Annotated in this window: 11 protein-coding genes; 1 reads left to right on the top strand and 10 read right to left on the bottom strand. The window is 64.9% G+C overall.

The window, feature by feature from the left end:
- Positions 1-183 precede the first annotated feature (183 nt).
- From AB5K84_RS16660 to AB5K84_RS16645, 4 genes are all read right to left on the bottom strand, one after another.
- Positions 184-2,475, bottom strand: a complete 2,292-nt coding sequence (locus AB5K84_RS16660) for a DUF1522 domain-containing protein (protein WP_110116627.1) — start codon at positions 2,473-2,475, stop codon at positions 184-186.
- A 217-nt stretch (positions 2,476-2,692) separates the two neighbouring features.
- On the bottom strand, positions 2,693-4,966 hold the full coding sequence (locus AB5K84_RS16655; protein ID WP_110116628.1) for a DUF1522 domain-containing protein: 2,274 nt from the start codon (positions 4,964-4,966) through the stop codon (positions 2,693-2,695).
- A 324-nt stretch (positions 4,967-5,290) separates the two neighbouring features.
- Positions 5,291-7,564, bottom strand: coding sequence for a DUF1522 domain-containing protein (locus tag AB5K84_RS16650; RefSeq protein ID WP_039185603.1), 2,274 nt, complete (start codon positions 7,562-7,564; stop codon positions 5,291-5,293).
- A gap of 358 nt (positions 7,565-7,922) precedes the next feature.
- Positions 7,923-10,196, bottom strand: a complete 2,274-nt coding sequence (locus AB5K84_RS16645) for a DUF1522 domain-containing protein (protein ID WP_110116629.1) — start codon at positions 10,194-10,196, stop codon at positions 7,923-7,925.
- Positions 10,197-10,517: 321 nt separating this feature from the next.
- Here AB5K84_RS16645 and flbT point away from each other — a divergent pair, with 321 nt between their 5' ends.
- Positions 10,518-10,958 carry a flagellar biosynthesis repressor FlbT gene (gene flbT, locus AB5K84_RS16640; RefSeq protein ID WP_011088588.1) on the top strand — a complete coding sequence of 147 codons (441 nt, stop codon included), beginning with the start codon at positions 10,518-10,520 and terminating at the stop codon, positions 10,956-10,958.
- A 103-nt stretch (positions 10,959-11,061) separates the two neighbouring features.
- Here the strand turns inward: flbT and AB5K84_RS16635 are convergent, their stop codons facing one another.
- The 6 genes from AB5K84_RS16635 to flgK form a co-directional block, all read right to left on the bottom strand.
- The gene (locus AB5K84_RS16635) at positions 11,062-12,561 is read right to left on the bottom strand and encodes a pyridoxal phosphate-dependent decarboxylase family protein (protein WP_110116630.1); all 1,500 of its coding nucleotides are present in this window, start codon (positions 12,559-12,561) and stop codon (positions 11,062-11,064) included.
- Positions 12,558-13,811 carry an ATP-grasp domain-containing protein gene (locus AB5K84_RS16630; RefSeq protein WP_162603647.1) on the bottom strand — a complete coding sequence of 418 codons (1,254 nt, stop codon included), beginning with the start codon at positions 13,809-13,811 and terminating at the stop codon, positions 12,558-12,560. Before AB5K84_RS16630 ends, AB5K84_RS16635 begins: the two co-directional genes overlap by 4 nt.
- 1 nt (position 13,812) lies before the next feature.
- Complete coding sequence (locus AB5K84_RS16625; RefSeq protein WP_162603648.1) at positions 13,813-15,456, bottom strand: hypothetical protein; 1,644 nt, start codon at positions 15,454-15,456, stop codon at positions 13,813-13,815.
- Complete coding sequence (locus AB5K84_RS16620) at positions 15,446-16,228, bottom strand: hypothetical protein (RefSeq protein ID WP_110116633.1); 783 nt, start codon at positions 16,226-16,228, stop codon at positions 15,446-15,448. The genes AB5K84_RS16625 and AB5K84_RS16620 overlap by 11 nt, the downstream gene beginning before the upstream one ends.
- 71 nt (positions 16,229-16,299) lie before the next feature.
- On the bottom strand, positions 16,300-18,183 hold the full coding sequence (locus tag AB5K84_RS16615) for a flagellar protein (RefSeq protein WP_110116634.1): 1,884 nt from the start codon (positions 18,181-18,183) through the stop codon (positions 16,300-16,302).
- A gap of 21 nt (positions 18,184-18,204) precedes the next feature.
- Entirely contained in the window at positions 18,205-20,088 is a 1,884-nt protein-coding gene (gene flgK / locus AB5K84_RS16610) for a flagellar hook-associated protein FlgK (RefSeq protein ID WP_060908213.1), read from the bottom strand.
- Positions 20,089-20,116: the final 28 nt, after the last annotated feature.

Below are 20,116 nucleotides of genomic sequence, written 5' to 3'. Positions count from 1 at the left end.
GATAATTACGGGTCGCGGAGTTTCTTCGTCAGCGCAAAGCTAGATGCACGCACACACGCTGTAAACTTGCTTCGCGTGATGGGCATCAATCTCAGCTAATCCTGCCTTAGCGATCTCCGTAAAAAGAACGGCGGAGCGTTAGCCCCGCCGCGATATCTCGAGTAGCGGTCTTGCGCTGCGAAATTAGCGGAGCAGCTGCAGCACGCTCTGCTGCGACTGGTTGGCGAGCGACAGCGCGGAGACCGCGATCGACTGGCGGGTCGACAGCGCCTGGCTGTTGGCCGCTTCCTCATTGGTGTCGGCGAGCGTCAGGTTCGATGAGCCGGTCTGCAGCACGTTGATCAGGTTCTTGGAGAAGTCCTGACGCACCTGCACGATCGAGAGGTTCGAACCGAGCGCCGAACCTTCCGAGCGCAGCGTGCTCGAGGCCGCGTTCAGGCTGGTCAGCACCTTGTTGGTGGCGCCGTTGTCGATGAAGTCGACGCCGTTGACGAGGTTGCTGAGGCCGAGACCTGCCGCGTTGAACACCACGCCGTTGATGCCGAGCGTGGAGCTGCCGGTCTCGTTGAAGACGAGCTTCAGCGTGTCGCCGTTGAGCAGGTTGACGCCGTTGAACGAGGAGTCCTGCGACGTCGTGTCGATCTGCGCCAGAATGTTGTTGAACTGGTTGACCAGGTTCGAGCGCGCGGTCTGCGCGACGGGATCCTGGACCGGCGGCTGCGCGGTGGTGAAGGCCAGAATGCCGGTGATCGTGCCGCCGACCGTGCCGCCCGCAGCTGTCGAACCGAGCGTCGAGGAGGCATATTCATTGACGGTGGTCACCGTCAGCAAGCCATTGGCGTCGATCGTCGCCGTCAAATGGTTCGCCTGAAGCTGCGCGTTGAGCTGGTCGAGCGTCTTGACGGTGCCGTTGGTGCCGTCGCCGAAGGTGACGTTCACCGGCGTGCCGCCGTTGAAGGAGGTAAAGGTCAGGGTCTTGCCGCTGACACCGCCAACACCGGAGGTGCGCGCCGCGGTGAAGGCGGTCGCCGTTCCCGTGTTGCCGCTGAGGCCGAACGCGTGGAGCGCGTTGCCGGTGCCGGTGATCGACAAGTCGGCGTTGATGCCGGTGGAGAGCGCAAGTTGGCCGCTGCTGTTGACGGACGACGGGATCTGGCCCGCAGTGGTCGTCAGCGACGCCGCGCCGTTGAAGATGCTGGCGGTCTTGACGCCGGTGGCAAGGTCGATCGAGTTGAGCAGGTCGGTGAGCGTCGCGCTCTGGATATAGACGGTCGAGTTGCCGTTGCCGTCCGTGACGATGTTGCCGTTGACGCCACCCGAGGTCACGCTGGCCGCCGACTGTGGCGTCTGGGCGTTCTTGAAGGTGATGGTGTGACCATCGATGTTCAGCGTCGAGCCGTCCTGGACCAGGGTGCCGAGCGAGCCCGCGGTCGTCGACCGGTTCGCGGTCACGTTCGCATTGCCTGCGCCGGTCGCCGTGGTCAGACCGAGCTTATTGAGGAAATCAGCCTTGCCGGTCACGCTCAGATCGGCGCCGGTCGAGCTCTTCAGCGTGACCTGGCCGCCGCCCGAGATGGACGATGCCACCTGAAGCGTACCGATGGGACCGGTCGAACCGCTGACAGCGATGGCCGCCGCGCCTGCGCTGATCGTTGCGGTCTTGACGCCGCTGGCGAGGTCAATCGCGCTGAGGACGTCGTTGACGGTCGCCCTGGGCGCAACCGCGGTTCCCTCATAGACGATCGAGTTGCCATTGCCGTCGGTGGCGATGTGTCCACTGGCGTCGAGACCCCAGCCGGTCGGCTGCGTCGTCGGCGGGATACCGGTGCGGAAGGTGATGGTCTTGCCGTTCACCGTGATGGTGTCGCCGTCCGCGGGGGGCGCGCCGAAGGTGGTGGATGCCGTGGTGCCGAGCAGCGTGGCGGTACCTGACAGTACGGTGGTGCCGTCGGCGGCGGTCGCGGCAAAACCGACCGCCGAGCCGGCGTTCGAACCCAGTGAGGCGCCGAGCGCGGCAGTCCCCGTCACCGGGGTCACGCCACCGGCTGCACCGGTATAGAGCACGTTGCTGTTGGCGGTTGCGCTCGCGTAGGAGGTCGTTCCGCGCAGATCGGCGGGTGTCGCACCGGGAATCGTGGTGGAGACGTTCGATTTGGTGGAGTAACCGACCGTGGTCTGCAGCGCCTGATTGGCGATCGATTTCGCGCTGTCGATCAACTTTTGCAGCGAGGTGATGCCGGTGTTGGCGGCCTGGAGCACCTGCACACCGTTGTTGATGCCGTCGAGCAGGTTGCTGATGTCGCTCGCCCGGTTGTCCAACCCCTGCGCGGTGAAGAAGTTGGTGGGATTGTCGAGCGCCGTGTTGACCTTCTTGCCGGTTGACAGCCGCTCCTGCGTCGTGGCCAGCAAGTCGGCCGTCGACTGCAGCGACAACAGGTTCTGGCGAACTGACGCCGAGAGAACGATGTTGGACATTGGCGAGTCTTCCTCTTGAACCGGATACGAATCGGCCGCGCGGTCTCGAAAGCGGGCTTTGGTCCAGTTTTAGGAGGTGTCCTTTAAAGTATGGTTAACGCCGGTTTAAGCGATAGGGTTAATGGCGAATGAACGCCCCTGCCCGCCTCCGGACGCAAAAAAGCGGCGGGGCCAAGTGTCCCGCCGCCAGATTTTACTCAGTTATTTCAAATACTTGTTAGCGGAGCAGCTGGAGCACGCTCTGCTGCGACTGGTTGGCGAGCGACAGCGCGGAGACCGCGATCGACTGGCGGGTCGAGAGCGCCTGGCTGTTGGCCGCCTCGACGTTGGTGTCTGCCAGCGTCAGGTTGGACGAGCCGGTCTGCAGCACGTTGATCAGGTTCTTGTTGAAGTCCTGACGGATCTGCACCACCGAGAGGTTCGAGCCGAGGCTGGACGCCTCCGAGCGCAGCGTGCTCGACGCGGCGTTCAAATTGGTCAGCACCTTGTTGGCTGCGGCGTTGTCGATGAAGTCGACGCCGACGGTCAGCGCGGCGAGGCCCAGACCCTTGGAGTTGTAGGTCACGCCGGTGATGTTCAGGCTCGACTTGCCGGTCTCGTCGAACACCAGCTTGAGCTGATCGCCATTGAGCAGGTTGACACCGTTGAACGAGGAGTCCTGCGAGGTCGTGTCGATCTGGTTCAGGATGTTGTTGTACTGAGACACCAGGTTGGCACGGGCCGTCTGCGCAACGCCATCCTGGACGGGGTTGGAAGCCGTCGAGAACGTCAGTGCCGACGTCAGCGTGCCGCCGATCGCTCCGCCGGCGGTCGTCGAGCCGAGCGTCGAGGATGCGTAGTCGTTGGAGGCCGTGATGGTCAGCAGGCCGTTGGCGTCGATCGTCGCTGCCAGGTTATTGGCCTGAAGCTTGGTGTTGAGCTGATCGAGCGTCTTGACCGTACCGTTGGTGCCGTCGCCGAAGGTGACGTTGACCGCCGTGCCGCCGTTGAAGGAGGTGAAGGTCAAGGTCTTGCCGGCGATGCCGCCGATCCCGGAGGTGCGCGCCGCCGAGAACGCGGTCGCAGTCCCGGTGTTGCCGGCGAGGCCGAGCACGTTCAGCGCATTGCCGGTGCCGGTGATCGACAGGTCGGCATTGATGCCGGTCGAGAGCTTGAGCTGACCAGACGTATTGATCGTCGATGCAGCCTGCCCGACCGCGGTCGCGAGCGTGCCGCCACCGCTGCCGTTCAGCGAGAAGGTCTGCACGCCGGTGGCAAAGTCGATCGCTTTCAGCACGTCGGCAATGGTTCCGGTCTGCAGATAGACCGTCGAGTTGCCGTTGCCGTCGGTCAGGACATTGCCGCTGACACCGAAGCCGCTCGGAACTGCGGGGGCGTTGCTCGAGCCAGGGACCGGCGCGTTCTTGAAGGTGATGACGTGGCCATCGACATTCAGCGACGAGCCATCTTGCAGCAGCGAGCCGAGTGAGGAGGCACTGGTCGTGCGGGTCGCAGTCACGGTGGCATTGCCACCACCCGTCGCCCCCGTCAGACCGAGCTCAAACAGGAAGTCGGCTTTGCCCGTCACGGACAGATCGGCACCGACCGAGCTCTTGAGCGTCACGACGCCCGCAGCGGCAGTCGACGGCGATGCGCCGGAGGCGGCACCGATGGTCGCAGCACCGGCGGAGATCGTCGCGGTCTTGACACCGCTGGCGAGGTCGACCGCGGCCAGAATGTCGCCCACGGTCGCCAGCGTCGAAGTCGTGGCGGTGTCACCGAGATAGATCGTGGTGTTGCCGCTGCCGTCGGTGACGAGATGACCGCTGACGCCCGAACCGGTCGGAACGGCGCTTGAAGCCGGCGCAGTGCCGGTGCGGAAGGTGATGGTCTTGCCGTTCACCGTCAACGTGTCGCCGTCGCTGGGAGCGGTGGTCAGCTTGCCGCTGGCGGTGGTGCCGAGCAGCGTGGTGGCCGACGAGATGCCGGTCGTACCGTCAGCCGCAAGACCCCCGGTGCCCGCGAACGAGCCCTGGCTCGCACCGAGAGTGGCGGACGAACCTGCCGCGGTGGTGCCGCCGGCCGTGCCGTTGTACAGCACGTTACTGCTCGCCGTCGCGCTGGCGAAGCTCGTCGTGCCGCGCAAATCGGCCGCCGTCGCACCCGCGATCGTGGTGGAGACGTTGGACTTGGTGGAGTAGCCGACGGTGGTCTGCAGCGCCTGATTGGCGATCGACTTCGCGGAGTCGATCAGCTTCTGCAGCGAGGTCAGGCCGGTGTTGGCCGCCTGCAGCACCTGCACGCCGTTGGCAATGCCATCAAGCAGGTTGTTGATGTCGCTGGCGCGGTTGTCGAGCGACTGCGCGGTGAAGAAGTTGGTGGGATTGTCCAGGGCCGAGTTGACGCTCTTGCCGGTCGACAGACGGTTCTGTGTGGTGGCGAGAAGATCAGCGGTGGACTGGAGAGACAGGAGGTTCTGACGAACCGACGCAGAGAGAACAATACCGGACATGACTCTTACCCTTCTGGCTTACGCGTCTTCGTTCGATCGCTTCTGGATCGAGTGACGGGGCCAGCGTGCCGTGACATGGCTAACAAAGGGTGAAACGAACATCGCCTGCATAAGCGCCGGTTCACCATAGGAGGGTGGGAAGCTCAGAGTGAGATGGCAATCAGCCTGAAATCATTGGCAATTTTTTGCGCTTACGTTCCATTAACCATAACCGCTGGTTACTTTTCGGAGTGTCGCCTGCCCTCTCAAAATCTCGAGCGATAAAAGAAAAACGGCGGGGCCGAAGCCCCGCCGCCGGATCTTGCCTGCGATGTCTGCCGCTTGTTAGCGGAGCAACTGCAGCACGCTCTGCTGCGACTGGTTGGCCAGCGACAGCGCGGAGACTGCGATCGACTGGCGGGTCGACAGCGCCTGGCTGTTGGCGGCCTCGACGTTGGTGTCGGCCAGGGTCAGGTTGGACGAGCCGGTCTGCAGCACGTTGATCAGGTTCTTGTTGAAGTCCTGACGAACCTGCACGATCGTCAGGTTCGAACCCAGAGCCGAAGCTTCCGAGCGCAGCGTGCTCGACGCCGAGTTCAGGTTGGTCAGCACCTTGTTGGTGGCAGCGTTGTCGATGAAGTCGACACCGCTGGTCAGCGCAGCAAGGCCGAGACCCTTGGAGTTGTAGGTCACGCCCGTGATGCTCAGGCTGGACTTTGCAGTCTCGTCGAACACCAGCTTGAGCTGATCGCCGTTCAAGAGGTTGACACCGTTGAACGAGGAGTCCTGCGCAGTCGAGTCGATCTGGTTCAGGATGTTGTTGTACTGGTTGACCAGGTTGGCACGAGAGGTCTGCGCAACCGTGTCCTGGACGGGGGTGGAAGCCGTCGAGAAGGTCAGCGCCGTCGTCAGCGTACCGCCGATCGCACCACCCGCGGCGCTCGAACCGATGGTCGAGGACGCGTAGTCGTTGGTGGTGGAAACCGTCAGCAGGCCGTTGGCGTCGATCGTCGCCGTCAGGTTGTTGGCCTGAAGCTTCGAGTTGAGCTGATCGAGCGTCTTAACCGTGCCGTTGGTGCCGTCGCCGAAGGTGACATTGACCGCCGTGCCGCCGTTGAAGGAGGAGAAGGTCAAGGTCTTGCCGGTGAGACCGCCGACACCCGAGGTGCGTGCCGCCGAGAATGCGGAGGCCGTGCCGGTGTTGCCGGCAAGTCCAAGCACGTTCAGCGCATTGCCGGTGCCGGTGATCGACAGGTCGGCGTTGACGCCGGTGGACAGCTTGAGCTGGCCGGAGGCGTTGATCGACGAGGCGATCTGACCGGTTGCGGGGCTCAGCGTCGCCGTACCGTTGGCCGCGATCGAGGAGGTCTGCACGCCGGTGGCAAGGTCGATTGCGTTCAGCACGTCGGCAACCGTGCCGGACTGCAGATAGACCGTCGAGTTGCCGGCGCCATCGGTCAGGACGTTGCCGCTGACACCGAAGCCGCTCGGGATCGCCGGAGCGTTGCTCGATCCCGGAACCGGGGCGTTCTTGAAGGTGATGACGTGGCCATCGACATTCAGCGAGGAGCCGTCCGAGATCAGCGTGCTCAGGGAGCCCGAACTGGTCGTGCGGGTCGCAGTCACCGTGACATTTCCGCCTCCCGTCGCACCCGTCAGACCGAGCTCCTTCAGGAAGTCAGCCTTGCCCGTCAGGGACAGATCGGCACCAGCCGAGCTCTTGAGCGTCACAACGCCCGCGGCGGCAGTCGACGGCGATGCGCCGGAGGCGGCACCGATGGTCGCAGCACCGGCGGAGATCGTCGCGGTCTTGACACCGCTGGCGAGGTCGATCGCGGCCAGAATGTCGCCCACGGTCGCCAGCGTCGAAGTCGTGGCGGTGTCACCGAGATAGATCGTGGTGTTGCCGCCGCCGTCGGTGACGAGATGACCGCTGACACCAGAACCGCTCGGAACGGCGCTCGAAGCCGGCGCAGTGCCGGAACGGAAGGTGATGGTCTTGCCGTTCACCGTCAGCGTGTCGCCATCGGTCGGAGCGGTGGTCAGCTTGCCGCTGGCGGTGGTGCCGAGCAGCGTGGTGGCCGACGAGATGCCGGTCGTACCGTCAGCCGCAAGACCCCCGGTGCCCGCGAACGAGCCCTGGCTCGCACCGAGCGTGGCGGACGAACCTGCCGCGGTGGTGCCGCCGGCCGTGCCGTTGTACAGCACATTGCCGAGCGCCGTCGCGCTGGCAAAGGACGTCGTGCCGCGCAAATCGGCCGCCGTCGCACCCGAGATGGTGGTGGAGACGTTGGACTTCGTGGAATAGCCGACGGTGGTCTGCAGCGCCTGGTTGGCGATCGACTTCGCGGAATCGATCAGCTTCTGCAGCGAGGTGATGCCGGTGTTGGCGGCCTGCAGCACCTGCACGCCGTTGGCAATGCCGTCGAGCAGATTGTTGATGTCGCTGGCGCGGTTGTCGAGCGACTGTGCGGTGAAGAAGTTGGTGGGATTGTCCAGGGCCGAGTTGACGCTCTTGCCGGTCGACAGGCGGCTCTGCGTGGTGGCGAGAAGATCAGCGGTGGACTGGAGGGAGAGCAGGTTCTGACGAACCGAGGAAGAGAGAACGATACCGGACATTGAGTGTTACCCTTCTGGTACGCAACGCAACAAAACTTCGATTAGGATTAATCGATGCTCGGGACGGTGAACGCGGAGGGCTAACAAAGCATGAAGCGTGTCGCGGCAGTCCTTGTCGGGATTCACCATATGGGCGATCGACGCAGCATCTGGCTTCGCCGTATCGTCATGATCGGATGATGCTTTTTGATACACCGATGAAGCGTTTGCCACTTGTCAACCATAACTCAGAGTGAGCAATTCGCTGTACCGGAATGCATCGCTTTCATCAGCCGAGCGGCAGTCTGATGCCGGCACAAAAGAAAGCGGCGGGGCCGAAGCCCCGCCGCCATATTGGTTTTGCGATGTCTGCCGCTTGTTAGCGGAGCAGCTGCAGCACGCTCTGCTGCGACTGGTTGGCCAGCGACAGCGCGGAGACCGCGATCGACTGGCGGGTCGACAGCGCCTGGCTGTTGGCCGCTTCGGTATTGGTGTCGGCCAGCGTCAGGTTGGACGAGCCGGTCTGCAGCACGTTGATCAGGCTCTTGTTGAAGTCCTGACGCACCTGCACCACGGACAGGTTCGAACCGAGCGCCGAAGCTTCCGAGCGCAGCGTGCTCGACGCGGCGTTCAGGTTGGTCAGCACCTTGTTGGTGGCAGCGTTGTCGATGAAGTCGACACCGCTGGTCAGCGCAGCAAGGCCGAGACCCTTGGAGTTGTAGGTCACGCCCGTGATGCTGAGGTTCGACTTGCCGGTCTCGTCGAACACCAGCTTGAGCTGATCGCCGTTCAAGAGGTTGACGCCGTTGAACGAGGAGTCCTGCGAGGTCGTGTCGATCTGGTTCAGGATGTTGTTGTACTGGTTGACGAGGTTGGCACGAGAGGTCTGCGCAACCGTGTCCTGGACGGGGGTGGAAGCCGTCGAGAAGGTCAGCGCCGTCGTCAGCGTACCGCCGATCGCACCACCCGCGGCGCTCGAACCGATGGTCGAGGACGCGTAGTCGTTGGTGGTGGAAACCGTCAGCAGGCCGTTGGCGTCGATCGTCGCCGTCAGGTTGTTGGCCTGAAGCGCGGAGTTGAGCTGATCGAGCGTCTTGACCGTGCCGTTGGTGCCGTCGCCGAAGGTGACGTTGACCGCCGTGCCGCCGTTGAAGGAGGAGAAGGTCAGGGTCTTGCCGCTGATGCCGCCGATGCCGGAGGTGCGAGCCGCGGTGAAGGCGGTTGCCGTGCCGGTGTTGCCGGCAAGTCCAAGCACGTTCAGCGCATTGCCGGTGCCGGTGATCGACAGGTCGGCGTTGACGCCGGTGGACAGCTTGAGCTGGCCGGAGGCGTTGATCGACGAGGCGATCTGACCGGTTGCGGGGCTCAGCGTCGCCGTGCCGTTGGCCGCGATCGAGGAGGTCTGCACGCCGGTGGCAAGGTCGATTGCGTTCAGCACGTCGGCAACCGTGCCGGACTGCAGATAGACCGTCGAGTTGCCGTTGCCGTCGGTCAGGACATTGCCACTGACACCGAAGCCGCTCGGGATCGCCGGAGCGTTGCTCGATCCCGGAACCGGGGCGTTCTTGAAGGTGATGACGTGGCCATCGACATTCAGCGAGGAGCCGTCCGAGATCAGCGTGCTCAGGGAGCCCGAACTGGTCGTGCGGGTCGCAGTCACCGTGACATTTCCGCCGCCCGTCGCACCCGTCAGACCGAGCTCCTTCAGGAAGTCAGCCTTGCCCGTCAGGGACAGATCGGCACCAGCCGAGCTCTTGAGCGTCACAACGCCCGCGGCGGCAGTCGACGGCGATGCGCCGGAGGCGGCACCGATGGTCGCAGCACCGGCGGAGATCGTCGCGGTCTTGACACCGCTGGCGAGGTCGATCGCGGCCAGAATGTCGCCCACGGTCGCCAGCGTCGAAGTCGTGGCGGTGTCACCGAGATAGATCGTGGTGTTGCCGCCGCCGTCGGTGACGAGATGACCGCTGACACCAGAACCGCTCGGAACGGCGCTCGAAGCCGGCGCAGTGCCGGAACGGAAGGTGATGGTCTTGCCGTTCACCGTCAGCGTGTCGCCATCGGTCGGAGCGGTGGTCAGCTTGCCGCTGGCGGTGGTGCCGAGCAGCGTGGTGGCCGACGAGATGCCGGTCGTACCGTCAGCCGCAAGACCCCCGGTGCCCGCGAACGAGCCCTGGCTTGCGCCGAGCGTGGCGGACGAACCTGCCGCGGTGGTGCCGCCGGCCGTGCCGTTGTACAGCACATTGCCGAGCGCCGTCGCGCTGGCAAAGGACGTCGTGCCGCGCAAATCGGCCGCGGTCGCACCGGAGATCGTGGCGGAGACGTTCGACTTGGTGGAGTAACCGACGGTCGTCTGCAGCGCCTGGTTGGCGATCGACTTGGCGCTGTCGATCAGCTTCTGCAGCGAGGTGATGCCGGTGTTGGCAGCCTGCAGCACCTGCACGCCGTTGGCGATGCCATCGAGCAGGTTGTTGATGTCGCTGGCGCGGTTGTCGAGCGACTGTGCCGTGAAGAAGTTGGTGGGATTGTCCAGGGCCGAGTTGACGCTCTTGCCGGTCGACAGACGGTTCTGCGTGGTGGCGAGGAGGTCGGCGGTGGACTGGAGGGAGAGGAGGTTCTGACGAACCGACGCGGAGAGGACGATGCCTGACATGACGCTGTTACCCTTCTGGTAAACGACGCTACTGTTACGCGTCTGCTTGGATCGAGATTGACCCAGCGACCGGCGGACCCTGGCGTCGAGACCTCTAACGAAACATGAAATGAAACCCGTGCTTTTGCCGAACGCCGCGTGATTCGGCCGGGGGAAGCCCCGCACGTCGCCGCGCCGCCGCACGGACATGGCGTTGGGAAGATTGAGTTTTTTCGCGCAAATGCGGGAGATTTACAGCTCGTTAACTAATTCCGAGCGAGAATCACGCCCTGATAAGCCGCAACGAGCGCTCGGTTACGAAAGCGTTGATGGAGAACAGGCATGGCTCTCAAGGTCGAGCTCAAACCGCACGAACGCATCATCGTCGGCAACTCGGTGATCACTAATACGGACCAGCGCGCCCGCCTCCTGATCGACGGCGAGAACGTGCCGATCCTGCGCGAGCGCGACATCCTCACGCCGGAGACCGCAAACACGCCCGCCAAGCTCGTCTATCTGGCCGTCCAGCTCATGTATATCTCGCCGGATCCGCAGACCCAGCACGGCACCTATTTCAACCTCGTGCGGGACATCGTCACAGCGGTGCCGAGCTCCTGGCCGATCATCGAAGCCATCAACAACAACATCCTGAACGGCGACCTCTACCGGGCGCTGAAGGATGCCCGCAAGCTGATCGCCTATGAGGAGAAGCTGCGAGGCCAGTACGAGGCCACGCATCCCAAGGCGGAAGCGGACAAGGACGACGTCAGCACCGCCGCCTGATCACGGCGTTCACGCGGCCGAGCCGCGCGAACGACAACGCTGCCCAACGACAACGGCCCCGGATCGCCTCCGGGGCCGTTGTCGTTTCGGCCATGCATCGATGCTACTGCGCCGCGAGCGGCGGCGCCTCGACCTCGATCACTCCCTCGCCAACCCGCCGTGCGCCAAAATCCAGCACGGCCGCAATCAGCGCATCGATGTCCGTCTCGTCGGTGCGGTGATTGACGATCGCGGCGCGGATCGCGAACTTGCCGTCCAGCGTGGTGCTCGATGGCGCAGCGATGCCGGATTCCTGGACATCAGCGACGATCTCGCGATTGACCGTATCATTGGCGCGGTAACGGAAGCAGACGATGTTGAGGTTCACCGGCGCCAGCAACTCCAGCCGCGGCTCGACCAGCACGCGCGCTTCCAGATATTTTGCCAGTGCGCAGCTTCGCGCGATCACCGTGCCCAGCCGGTCGGTGCCGAACGTCTTCAGCGTGAACCAGGTCTTCAGCGCGCGGAAGCCGCGCGACAGATCGGGGCCGAGATCGCAGGGCCAGACCGTGCCCGCCGCAAGCCCCCTCGCCTCGCGGCTCAGATAGGCCGCCGGCTGCCCAAAGGCCTGCCGGTGCTGCTCGCCGTCGCGCACCAGCAGGAAGCCGGCGTCGTAGGGCACCTGTCCCCATTTGTGGAAATCGAGCGCAATGGAATCCGCAAGCTCGATGCCGCCGAGCAGCGGCGCGAGCTCGGGCGCCAGGATCGCGAGCGCACCGAACGCGCCGTCGACGTGAAACCAGATTCCTTCCTCGCGGCACAGCTCCGCGACGGCCTTGAGGTCGTCGATCGCGCCGATATCGACCGTGCCTGCGGAGGCGACGACGAGGAACGGCTTGAAGCCAACCTCGCGATCGACGGCGATCTGCGCACGCAGCGCGGCGACATCGATGCGATGATCGGCATCGACGTCGATCTTGCGCAGCGCATCGGTGCCGAGACCGGCAATGTCCATCGCCCGCGAAATACAGCCATGCGCGGCACGCGACGTGTAGGCGGTGAGCAGCGCGCCGTCATTGCCGATGCCGTACTGCCGCGCCAGTGTACCGAGTGCGCTGGTACGCGCCACCAGCACCGCCATCAGATTGGCCATCGACGTGCCCGTGACGAAGATGCCGCTCGCACTCTCCGGGAAGGCGAACAGGCGGCGCATCCAGTCGACGATCTGGCGCTCGACCTCGATGGGCATGTGGTCGCGGCCGCCGAGATTGGCGTTGAGGCCAGCGGCGAGCATTTCCGCGAGCATGCCGACCGCAGTGCCGCCGCCATGCACCCAGCCCATGAAGCCGGGGTGGACGTTGCCGGTCGCATAGGGCGCGACATGCTCGACGAATTCGCGATAGACATCGGCGAGATCGCTTGCCTCGCGTGGCACGTCGGCCTTGAATGCCGCGCGGGCGTCATCGGGGATCGGCTGCCACACCGGACGCGCACGAATGTTGGCGATGCCGTCGATCGTCTCGTCCAGCATGCGATGGGCGAGCGCACGAAACGCGCTCCAGTCCTGCGGATCGAGCGAGGTGTCAGTGGCGGCGGCTTGCGTCTTGCGGACGATCTCGTTCATGCTGCACTCTCCTCGCCGGCCCTTGCGTGCCGCGACAGCATTGCCGTGAACGCGGCAAAGATCTTGCGCATCTGCGGCGGCTTGTATGGAAACACGGCCGGCGGATCCATGTTGTGCACGACGGCGGTGTTGTCGGCCTCGAACACCAGCAGCTCGCCGTCCTGATTCTCGGCGCAATCGACGATGAAATAGTCGAGGCCGACGCGCCGGCTCATCTCGTCGAGCGCGTTGCGATGACGCGCGGCAAATGCATGATCGAACTCGAGCATGAAGGCGGCTTCTTCAGCTCGCTTCTCTTCACTGAACGCCATGTAGGCGTTGAGATACCAGATGTCCCAGCGGTCGGCGATCGCCATGTGGCAGGCGTAGGGTTTGCCGTCGACCATGGTAAGACGGTATTTGCGGTAAAGCCCGTCGGGGCTCGCGTAGTTGACGAAGCGCGCGACGAAGAAGTCCTGCTCCTGCCGATCAGAGAGATAGGCCGCGAGCGCCGCAGCATCGTCGATCTTCGCGAGCCCGACACCGGCATGCGTGCCACGCGGCCGCACGATCATCGGAAAGTGCAGTTCGCTCACGATGTCCTTGCAGGCGATCTTCCCTTCCGAAAGATCCGACAATTGCGCGCGCGTCACATGGACGGTCGCGGGAATGTCGAGACGGGGAATGCCCGCCAACAGCCGGTACAGCTTGTCGCGATCGAGATTGCCGATGAGCTCGGGGCGATTGAGCAACGGCCGCGGCCAGTGCGGCGCGGCCCGTTCGATGACGGCGAGCGCCTCCCGGCATTCCTCGGAATCGGATGCGACCACGATGGCGACGTCGTGATCAGGCAATGTCTCCGGCAGGCCGACGCCTTTGACCACGTAGAGCGTCAACAGCTCGATGTCGGAGCCTTCGAGCAGAAACTCGATCGGCGTGTTGCCGCCCATGTCGATATCGGCCGCCAGCGCGAGCACGCGCAGGCGGGGCTTCGCAACCGCGCAAGGCGTACGAAACAATTGGTGGAAGGCGAGCACCTCGGTCTGGATCACGAGCCCGGCCTCCTTCTCGCCGAGGAGCTGGGCGATCAGCGACAGATCCAGGCCTTCGCCCGCCTCCGCCGTCCCTTCCGCGATCCGCGCCAGAAGCCGCTCGCGCAACGGATGCAGATCGCCGCCCTCGAAGGCCCGGCGCGTCAACTGCGCAAAGCCGATGCGGTCGGAATAGTCCGGCGCCGTCGCGCCGTTCGGCGCTGAAACAGGATGCAACATCTTAGACCTCGAACACAGGCTTTCCCGGCGCAGCCGCGGCACTGTCAAGCAGCAGCTCGATCTTCACCACAGCGTGGGCGATGCGATCGAGGATATGCTGCAAATTGCGTTGCGCTTGCGCGGCGTCCGCGGACCAGGATTCGGTGACGAGCCGCGCGCCGACGCACAGCCGCAGCGCGGCCTGCGGCTTGCCGTCCGGCTGGTCAAACCGTACTGGCTGGCCGACGAGGCAGCGTTGCGCGGCAACCTGCCGATCCGCCGCACTGCCGTCGATGTCGCCGTTCATGTCACGGGCCAGGGCGCGATGCACGGCGCCGGTCTCGGCGATGGAGACCGGCTTGCCGTCGCGCAGCAGCGTGAACGGAAAGATCGTGGCTTGCGCGAATTCCTCGTCGTCCGTCCCGGACATCCCGATCGCGGCCGGAACGGCCCGAAGCGACGGGGACAGCGCGATCATGCTGTCGATGCCGGCCGCGAGCTCGGCCAGCGCCTTGGCGCGGAATGCGCCGGGCACGGCATAGTAGCTGCCGATCTCGCTGAGCGCCGCCTCCCAGCGCAGCCATTGACCGAAATTCGGCCGGCGCTCGAAGCGCGAGCGCAGCCCCGTCCAGGCCTTCGGCCAGTCGCTGCGGCCGGCATAATCGAAGAAGCCCGGCGCGATCTCGCCGATCCGGCCGAGCGAGCGCGACAGGCCTTTCGGCACCAGCAGCGCACCGCTGAAGGCGGGGCCGCCGAAAAATTTCGAGCCTGTCATCAGCACCATATAGCCGCGGTCGAGATAGGCGCGCAGCCGGCGACGGCCGAGCCGCGCCTGACAGGCATCGACGACGATTTGGACCTTGCCGGGCCAGCGTCGCGCAATCTCGTCGAGGCAGGCCACGCTCGGCGCGCGCCAGCCGAGTTTTGAAGAATCCATGATCTGCAACAGAACGCGCCGACCTTGCGCGAGGCTGGTCTCGACCGCGCGCAGCACCGCTTCATCCGCATCCGGGCGCATCGCAATGCCGGGCGCCGTGTCGAGCAGCGGCACCGCGACGCTGTCGCCGGCGAGCCCCGCCACCGCACCGTCCTTGCGGACCGAAAAGCCGCTCGCCGTCATCGTGCTGAAATGGTGCCCGCGTGCGGTATGGGGCGTCCCGCTTCCGGTCTGATCAGTGCCGACCACGATCGTCACCGGAGAGGCGCCGAGCACCGCGCGTGCCAGAAACAGGGCGTGGAGCTGGGAGTCGGTGCCGGACGGCGAGAACACGACGTCGACGCGCGGCGAGACCTGGAGGTGTCCGCGCAGCTCTTCGCGCATGTCCTCGCAGCGCGCATCGAAGGCGACCTCGACCTCGTCGAACAGGCACTTGTGCATCAGCTCTTCGCGCGCCAGCGCAGCGCGGTCATAGGCCGATTGCGAGATCACCGACGCGGTCGAGGAGGCGAAATTCCAGATCTCCGGCTCCGGAGAGGCCGCGCAGCCATAGGCGTTGACGCGGTCCTTCGGATCGAGCGTCAGGCGCGGATCTCCGCCGCAGACCAGCAGCGTGTCGAGCGGCGTGAACAGATCGCGCAAGCGGTAGCGCGAGCCGCCGTCGGAGGCTCGCTCCAGGTCTGCCAGACGGGATGCGCCGACGCTCATCCCGAGAGGCTCACGCCGCATCGGCCGCCGCCGCGGGCGCCGGCGCGAATTGCGAGGCAATGTCGCCGTGGAACACCGATGGCCCAACATGGTCGAGCGAGCTCTGGATGTCGGCCCAGATCTCGCCGCCGATATCGGTCCAGCGCTTGCAAAAGGCGAAGTCCTCGGAGAGATACGTGCCGGTGGCCGGATCGATCATGCATTCGAACAGCGCGAACCGGTTCTGGCTCGCCGCCAGCGTATCGTGCGAGTGCTCGCGGAAGAATTGCAGGCCGGCGTAATTCGGATGGCGGCACATCGCCTCCAGCACGTGGCGCCGGATCATCAGGAAGCCGGTGCCGGCGTAGCGCACGCGGGTGAAGCCGTTGACCACGACGATGCGGTCGGGGTCCTCGATCTCGAGCACGTAGTCGAGCGAAGCCGCCGGCACGTCGGCGCGGCCCGCCTCGACCGCGCGTTTCGCCTTGTCCCAGTTGACCCGCTTGATCGGATAGCAGCCCGCGACGACGTCGGCGCCGCATTCGATCAGCCGGAATACCTGCTCCGGCTTGAAGCCGATATCGGCATCGATGAACAGGAAATGCGTCGCCTTGGGATCGTCCAGGAACATCGCGGCCAGGTTGGCCCGCGCGCGCGTGATCAGGGCGTCGCCGTCGCGCAGCAGCACCTTGAGCTCGAGATTGGACATACCGTGCACGGCGCGCTGGAGCGCGAAGATCGAGCTCGCATAGATGCTCGACACCTGCCCGCCGAAGCAAGGCGTTGCCACCACCAGCTGCATCTTGTCCGACATCGAAAGCCCCGCCCCGCTCCAATCCTCACCAAGAGGTAAACAGGCATGGTTAACGGCGCCTTAACGCATCCTTACAGGAACTTGACGAGCGAGAGCTGCGCCAGCTTCGAGGTCACCTGGTAGGAGGCCTGGAGCGCGTTCTGGAGCGCCAGAATCTCGCTCGCGACCTGGTCCGGCGGGGCCGATTCCGCCTGGTCGATGATGGTCTGGAGCTGCGCCTTGGCCTGGGTCTGGCGCGTGCTCGCGTCCTTCATCGTGTTCTGGGCCATCGCGATGTCGGTCTGGATGTCCTCGATACGCTGCTGGCCCGGCTGCTGGGTCAGCGCCTGCGTCACCCGCAGGCTCAGCGCCGAGACCTGCCCGCCCGAATACTGCCCGGTCGGCGAGGTCGAGAACGTCCCGAACACGGCGATCGCCTGCAACTGCCGCCGGATCGCATCCTCGTCGGCCTGCGCGCCATATTGCACCGTGACGGAATCGTCGACCCGCGCCATCGCGGTGGAGCGCGGCGAACCCGGCCCGTCATTGCCGAGATACCATTTCACCGTCGTGGCCGAGCCGTTCACCAGCGTCGTCGCCGAGCTCGCGGGCGAGGAGCCGACGCGCAGCGGCGGCTGCGTCGCGGTGACCGGCGTCGCGCTGAAACCGAGCGAACCCAGCGCCCCGGTATTCGAGCTCGTGATGTTCAGGGTCGCCGCATCGTCCGTGTTGATCGTGATCGAACCGCCGTGGATCGTCGAGGGCTTCGAAGTCCCCGTGATCTGATCGATCTTGCTCATCAGGGTCTGGATGCTGTCGCCGACATTGAGCTGGTTGCCGGTCGCGCCCGAGCTGACGAAAGTGAGCGTGGTTCCGTTGACGGTGATGGTGTCGCCGGCGACGAAGCCCGGCGAGATCGAATCCGAGGGGCTCGTGCCGGACAGCGCCGTTGCCCCACTGATCGGTGCGGGTGGAGCCGCCTGGTTGCTCTTCGGAGTACCGATCGCAGAGCTGGCCGTGTTGAAGAAATTGTCGCCGGCGGTCACGGCCGACGCTGCCACAAGCGAGGTGTTGGAAAGCTTCTTGATCGCGGTGTTCAGCGCGTTGTTGAGGTTCGCCGCGGTATTGTTCGGGTTAACCGGGACGCTTGCATCGATCGCAAAGCTGCCGAGCGGCGTCGGCGTCGCCGTCGACGCCGTCAGGTCGATCTGCTCGGTCGTACCATCAGGCAGCGTGAACTGGACGCTCAGCTTGTCGCCGTTGCTGGGATTGGTTCCGTTGAGATCGACGGAGAACGACACCGGCGAGCCGCTCGGGCCGGTGACGGTCGCGCCCGTCAACGTCGAGGAGACCGCCTTGATCTTGAGCCCGAACGGCGATCCCGCGACGTCCTCCGATACCTGCACCGAGCTTGGCGTCGGCTGCGTCTGCACCAGCCGGCCCATGCCGGTGGCGCCGAGATCGGCGGCCTGGCGCTCCGCCATGACGGCTTTGAAACCCGCCTGCGTCGTGGTCCCGTTGATGATGTCGCCGGCATCCGCGACCGACTGCGTGTTGACGGCGGTTCCGGAGAACAGATAGCGGTTGCCCGTCTGCGTGTTGAGCACGCCGACCATCGAGCCAAACTGGGCGGCAGCGGTGTTCTGCGCGACCGTCTGTCCGTTGACGTTGAGATCCTGCGCGGTGTTGGCGGAGCCCGTCTGCACCGTGTTGCGGATCTTGGTCAGCGACTGCAGCGCGGTATTGGCGAGGTTGATGCTGACGTTGACGTTGGTGATGGTGTCGGTATAGGCGGCGATGTTGGAGAGCTGCGCGCGCCCGGCGATCGCAAAGCCCTCGTTGGTGCCCATGCCGGAATAGTTCTGCGACAGCTTGCCGGTCGAGAGCTGCGTCGACAGGTCGGTGAGCTGCTGATTGATGTTGCGGATCTGCGAGCCGAGAACCGACGAGGAGTAGTTGATGCTGCTGATCGACATGTTTCAGAGCCCTGTTACTTGTTACACTTGAGCCTGGATCAACGTGTTCATCATGCTCTGCACCACCGACATCACGTGAGCGTTGGCGGCATAGGCATTCTGGAGCTGGATCAGGTTCGACATCTCCGAGTCCAGGTTGACGCTGGAGGTCGAGTTGAATTTCGCTTGCAGCGTCGAGACCACGACGCTCTGGCCCTGCTGGAGCTGGGTCGCCTGGGTCGCGGCGTTGCCCTGGATGCTCAGGAACTGCTGGAGGTAGTTCGAAACGCTGCCGGTGAAGGGCTGGTTGGCCGAGCCGAGGCCGGTCGTCGGCGAATAGGAGAACACCGCGTTGGTGAGCTGCGAATAAAGATAGTCCGAACGCGTGGTGTCGCCCGCGGGCGTCACCGGCGAGGTGTTGTAGACCGACAGCCGCGTGGGATCGCTGACCAGCTGCGTGTTCACCGCGATGCGCCCGGCAAGGCCGGTCATCTGCGAGCCTGATGCGGTGATCGCGCCGGTGTAGAGCGCCTGCCCGCCGTCGGTGAAAACCGCCAGTTGCGGGTTGCCCGAGGTCAACGACGAGATCGTCTTGCTGATCGAGGACGAGTTGACCTTGGCGAGGCCGGTGTTGTCGTCGGTCACCCGCAGCGTCGTGGCGGTTGCCGGCGACGGGGCGGCGGAGAACGACAGGTGCGAGCCCGACAGCGCGGTGTTGAGCGCCGAGGCGATCGCGCCCATGCCGCCGGAGAAGTTGACGCCGATCCGCATCGGATTGGCGTTGGTCGCATTCTGAAGCGGCAGCGCCGCCGGGTCGGTCACGTTGACGAGCGTGACCTGGCGCTGCGTGTTGGTCGTCGTGTCCGTGTAGGTGATGTTGACCGTGTTGCCCGGCGCCGCCCCGGCAAGGTCCATGTCGAACCCGGCCGGCGGGCCGGAGACGGTGCTGCCGGCCGTGGTCTTGTCGGACAGCGCGCTCGACATCGTGGCGGCGAGCTGGTCGATCTGGTTCTGCGCCTGCACCAGCGTCTGGTCGCGCAGCTTGAGGTCGGCCGCGATCTGGCCCGAGGAAACCACGTTGTTGGCGACGACGTCGACCTGCGAGCCGTTCGGAAGCCTGATGTTCAACGCGCCGACACCGGACTTGGCCGGATCCATGTTGTAGAGCGAGGTCGCCGACAGCGCGCCGGCAGACGCAAAAGTAAATTGCGAGGCGAGCCCGGCGCCGACGAGCTGGATGCCTGTCGTGGTGTAGATGTTGGCCTGGTTCGAGCCGTCGGTGGTGACGCGGACGTCGACATATTTCGACAGCGTGTTGATGGCCTGGTCGCGCTGGTCCATCAGCGTCGCGGCCGAGGGGTCGTTTGCCGACAGGCCCTGGAGCTTGGTGTTGATGTCGGCGATCTGCTGCATCGACGCGTTGGCCTGCTGCGCCGAGGTGCCGAGATCCTGCTCGACGTTGGAGCGCAGCGACTGGATGCCCTTGGTGGTGACGTTGAGCTGCTGCGCCAGCGCCTGCGCCGCGCCCAGCGCAACGGTCTGCGCCGACGACGCACCCGCGCTGGTCGACAGCGCCTGCAGCGCGGTGGTGAACTTGTTCAGCGCGGTTTCGAGCGTGCCGCTGTTGCCGGGCGTGCCATAGACACTCTGAAGCTGCTTCAGGATGTTGGCCATCTGGTCGGCGTAACCGCTGCCGCCGGTCTCGGTGCGCAGCTGGTTCAGCACGTAGCTGTCGAGCTCCCGGCTGACGCCGGTCGTCATCGCCGTCGAGCCGAAGTCGCCGGTGGTGACCTCGATCTGGTTCGGCGTCTGGACGACGTAACCCGGCGTCTGCGAGTTGGCGACGTTCGAGGAGACGATCGAGAGCGCGGCCTGGTTGGCACGCAGACCACTCATCGCACTGGCGAGGGCTGAACTCAAACCCATGTGTACTGCCGCCTTTGGTTACGTCACG

This window comes from Bradyrhizobium sp. 1200_D9_N1_1 (assembly GCF_052075915.1).
Classification (GTDB): Bacteria; Pseudomonadota; Alphaproteobacteria; order Rhizobiales; family Xanthobacteraceae; genus Bradyrhizobium; species Bradyrhizobium diazoefficiens.
Note: the sequence above shows the minus strand (reverse complement) of the source record. Positions and strands in the feature narration are given on the sequence as shown.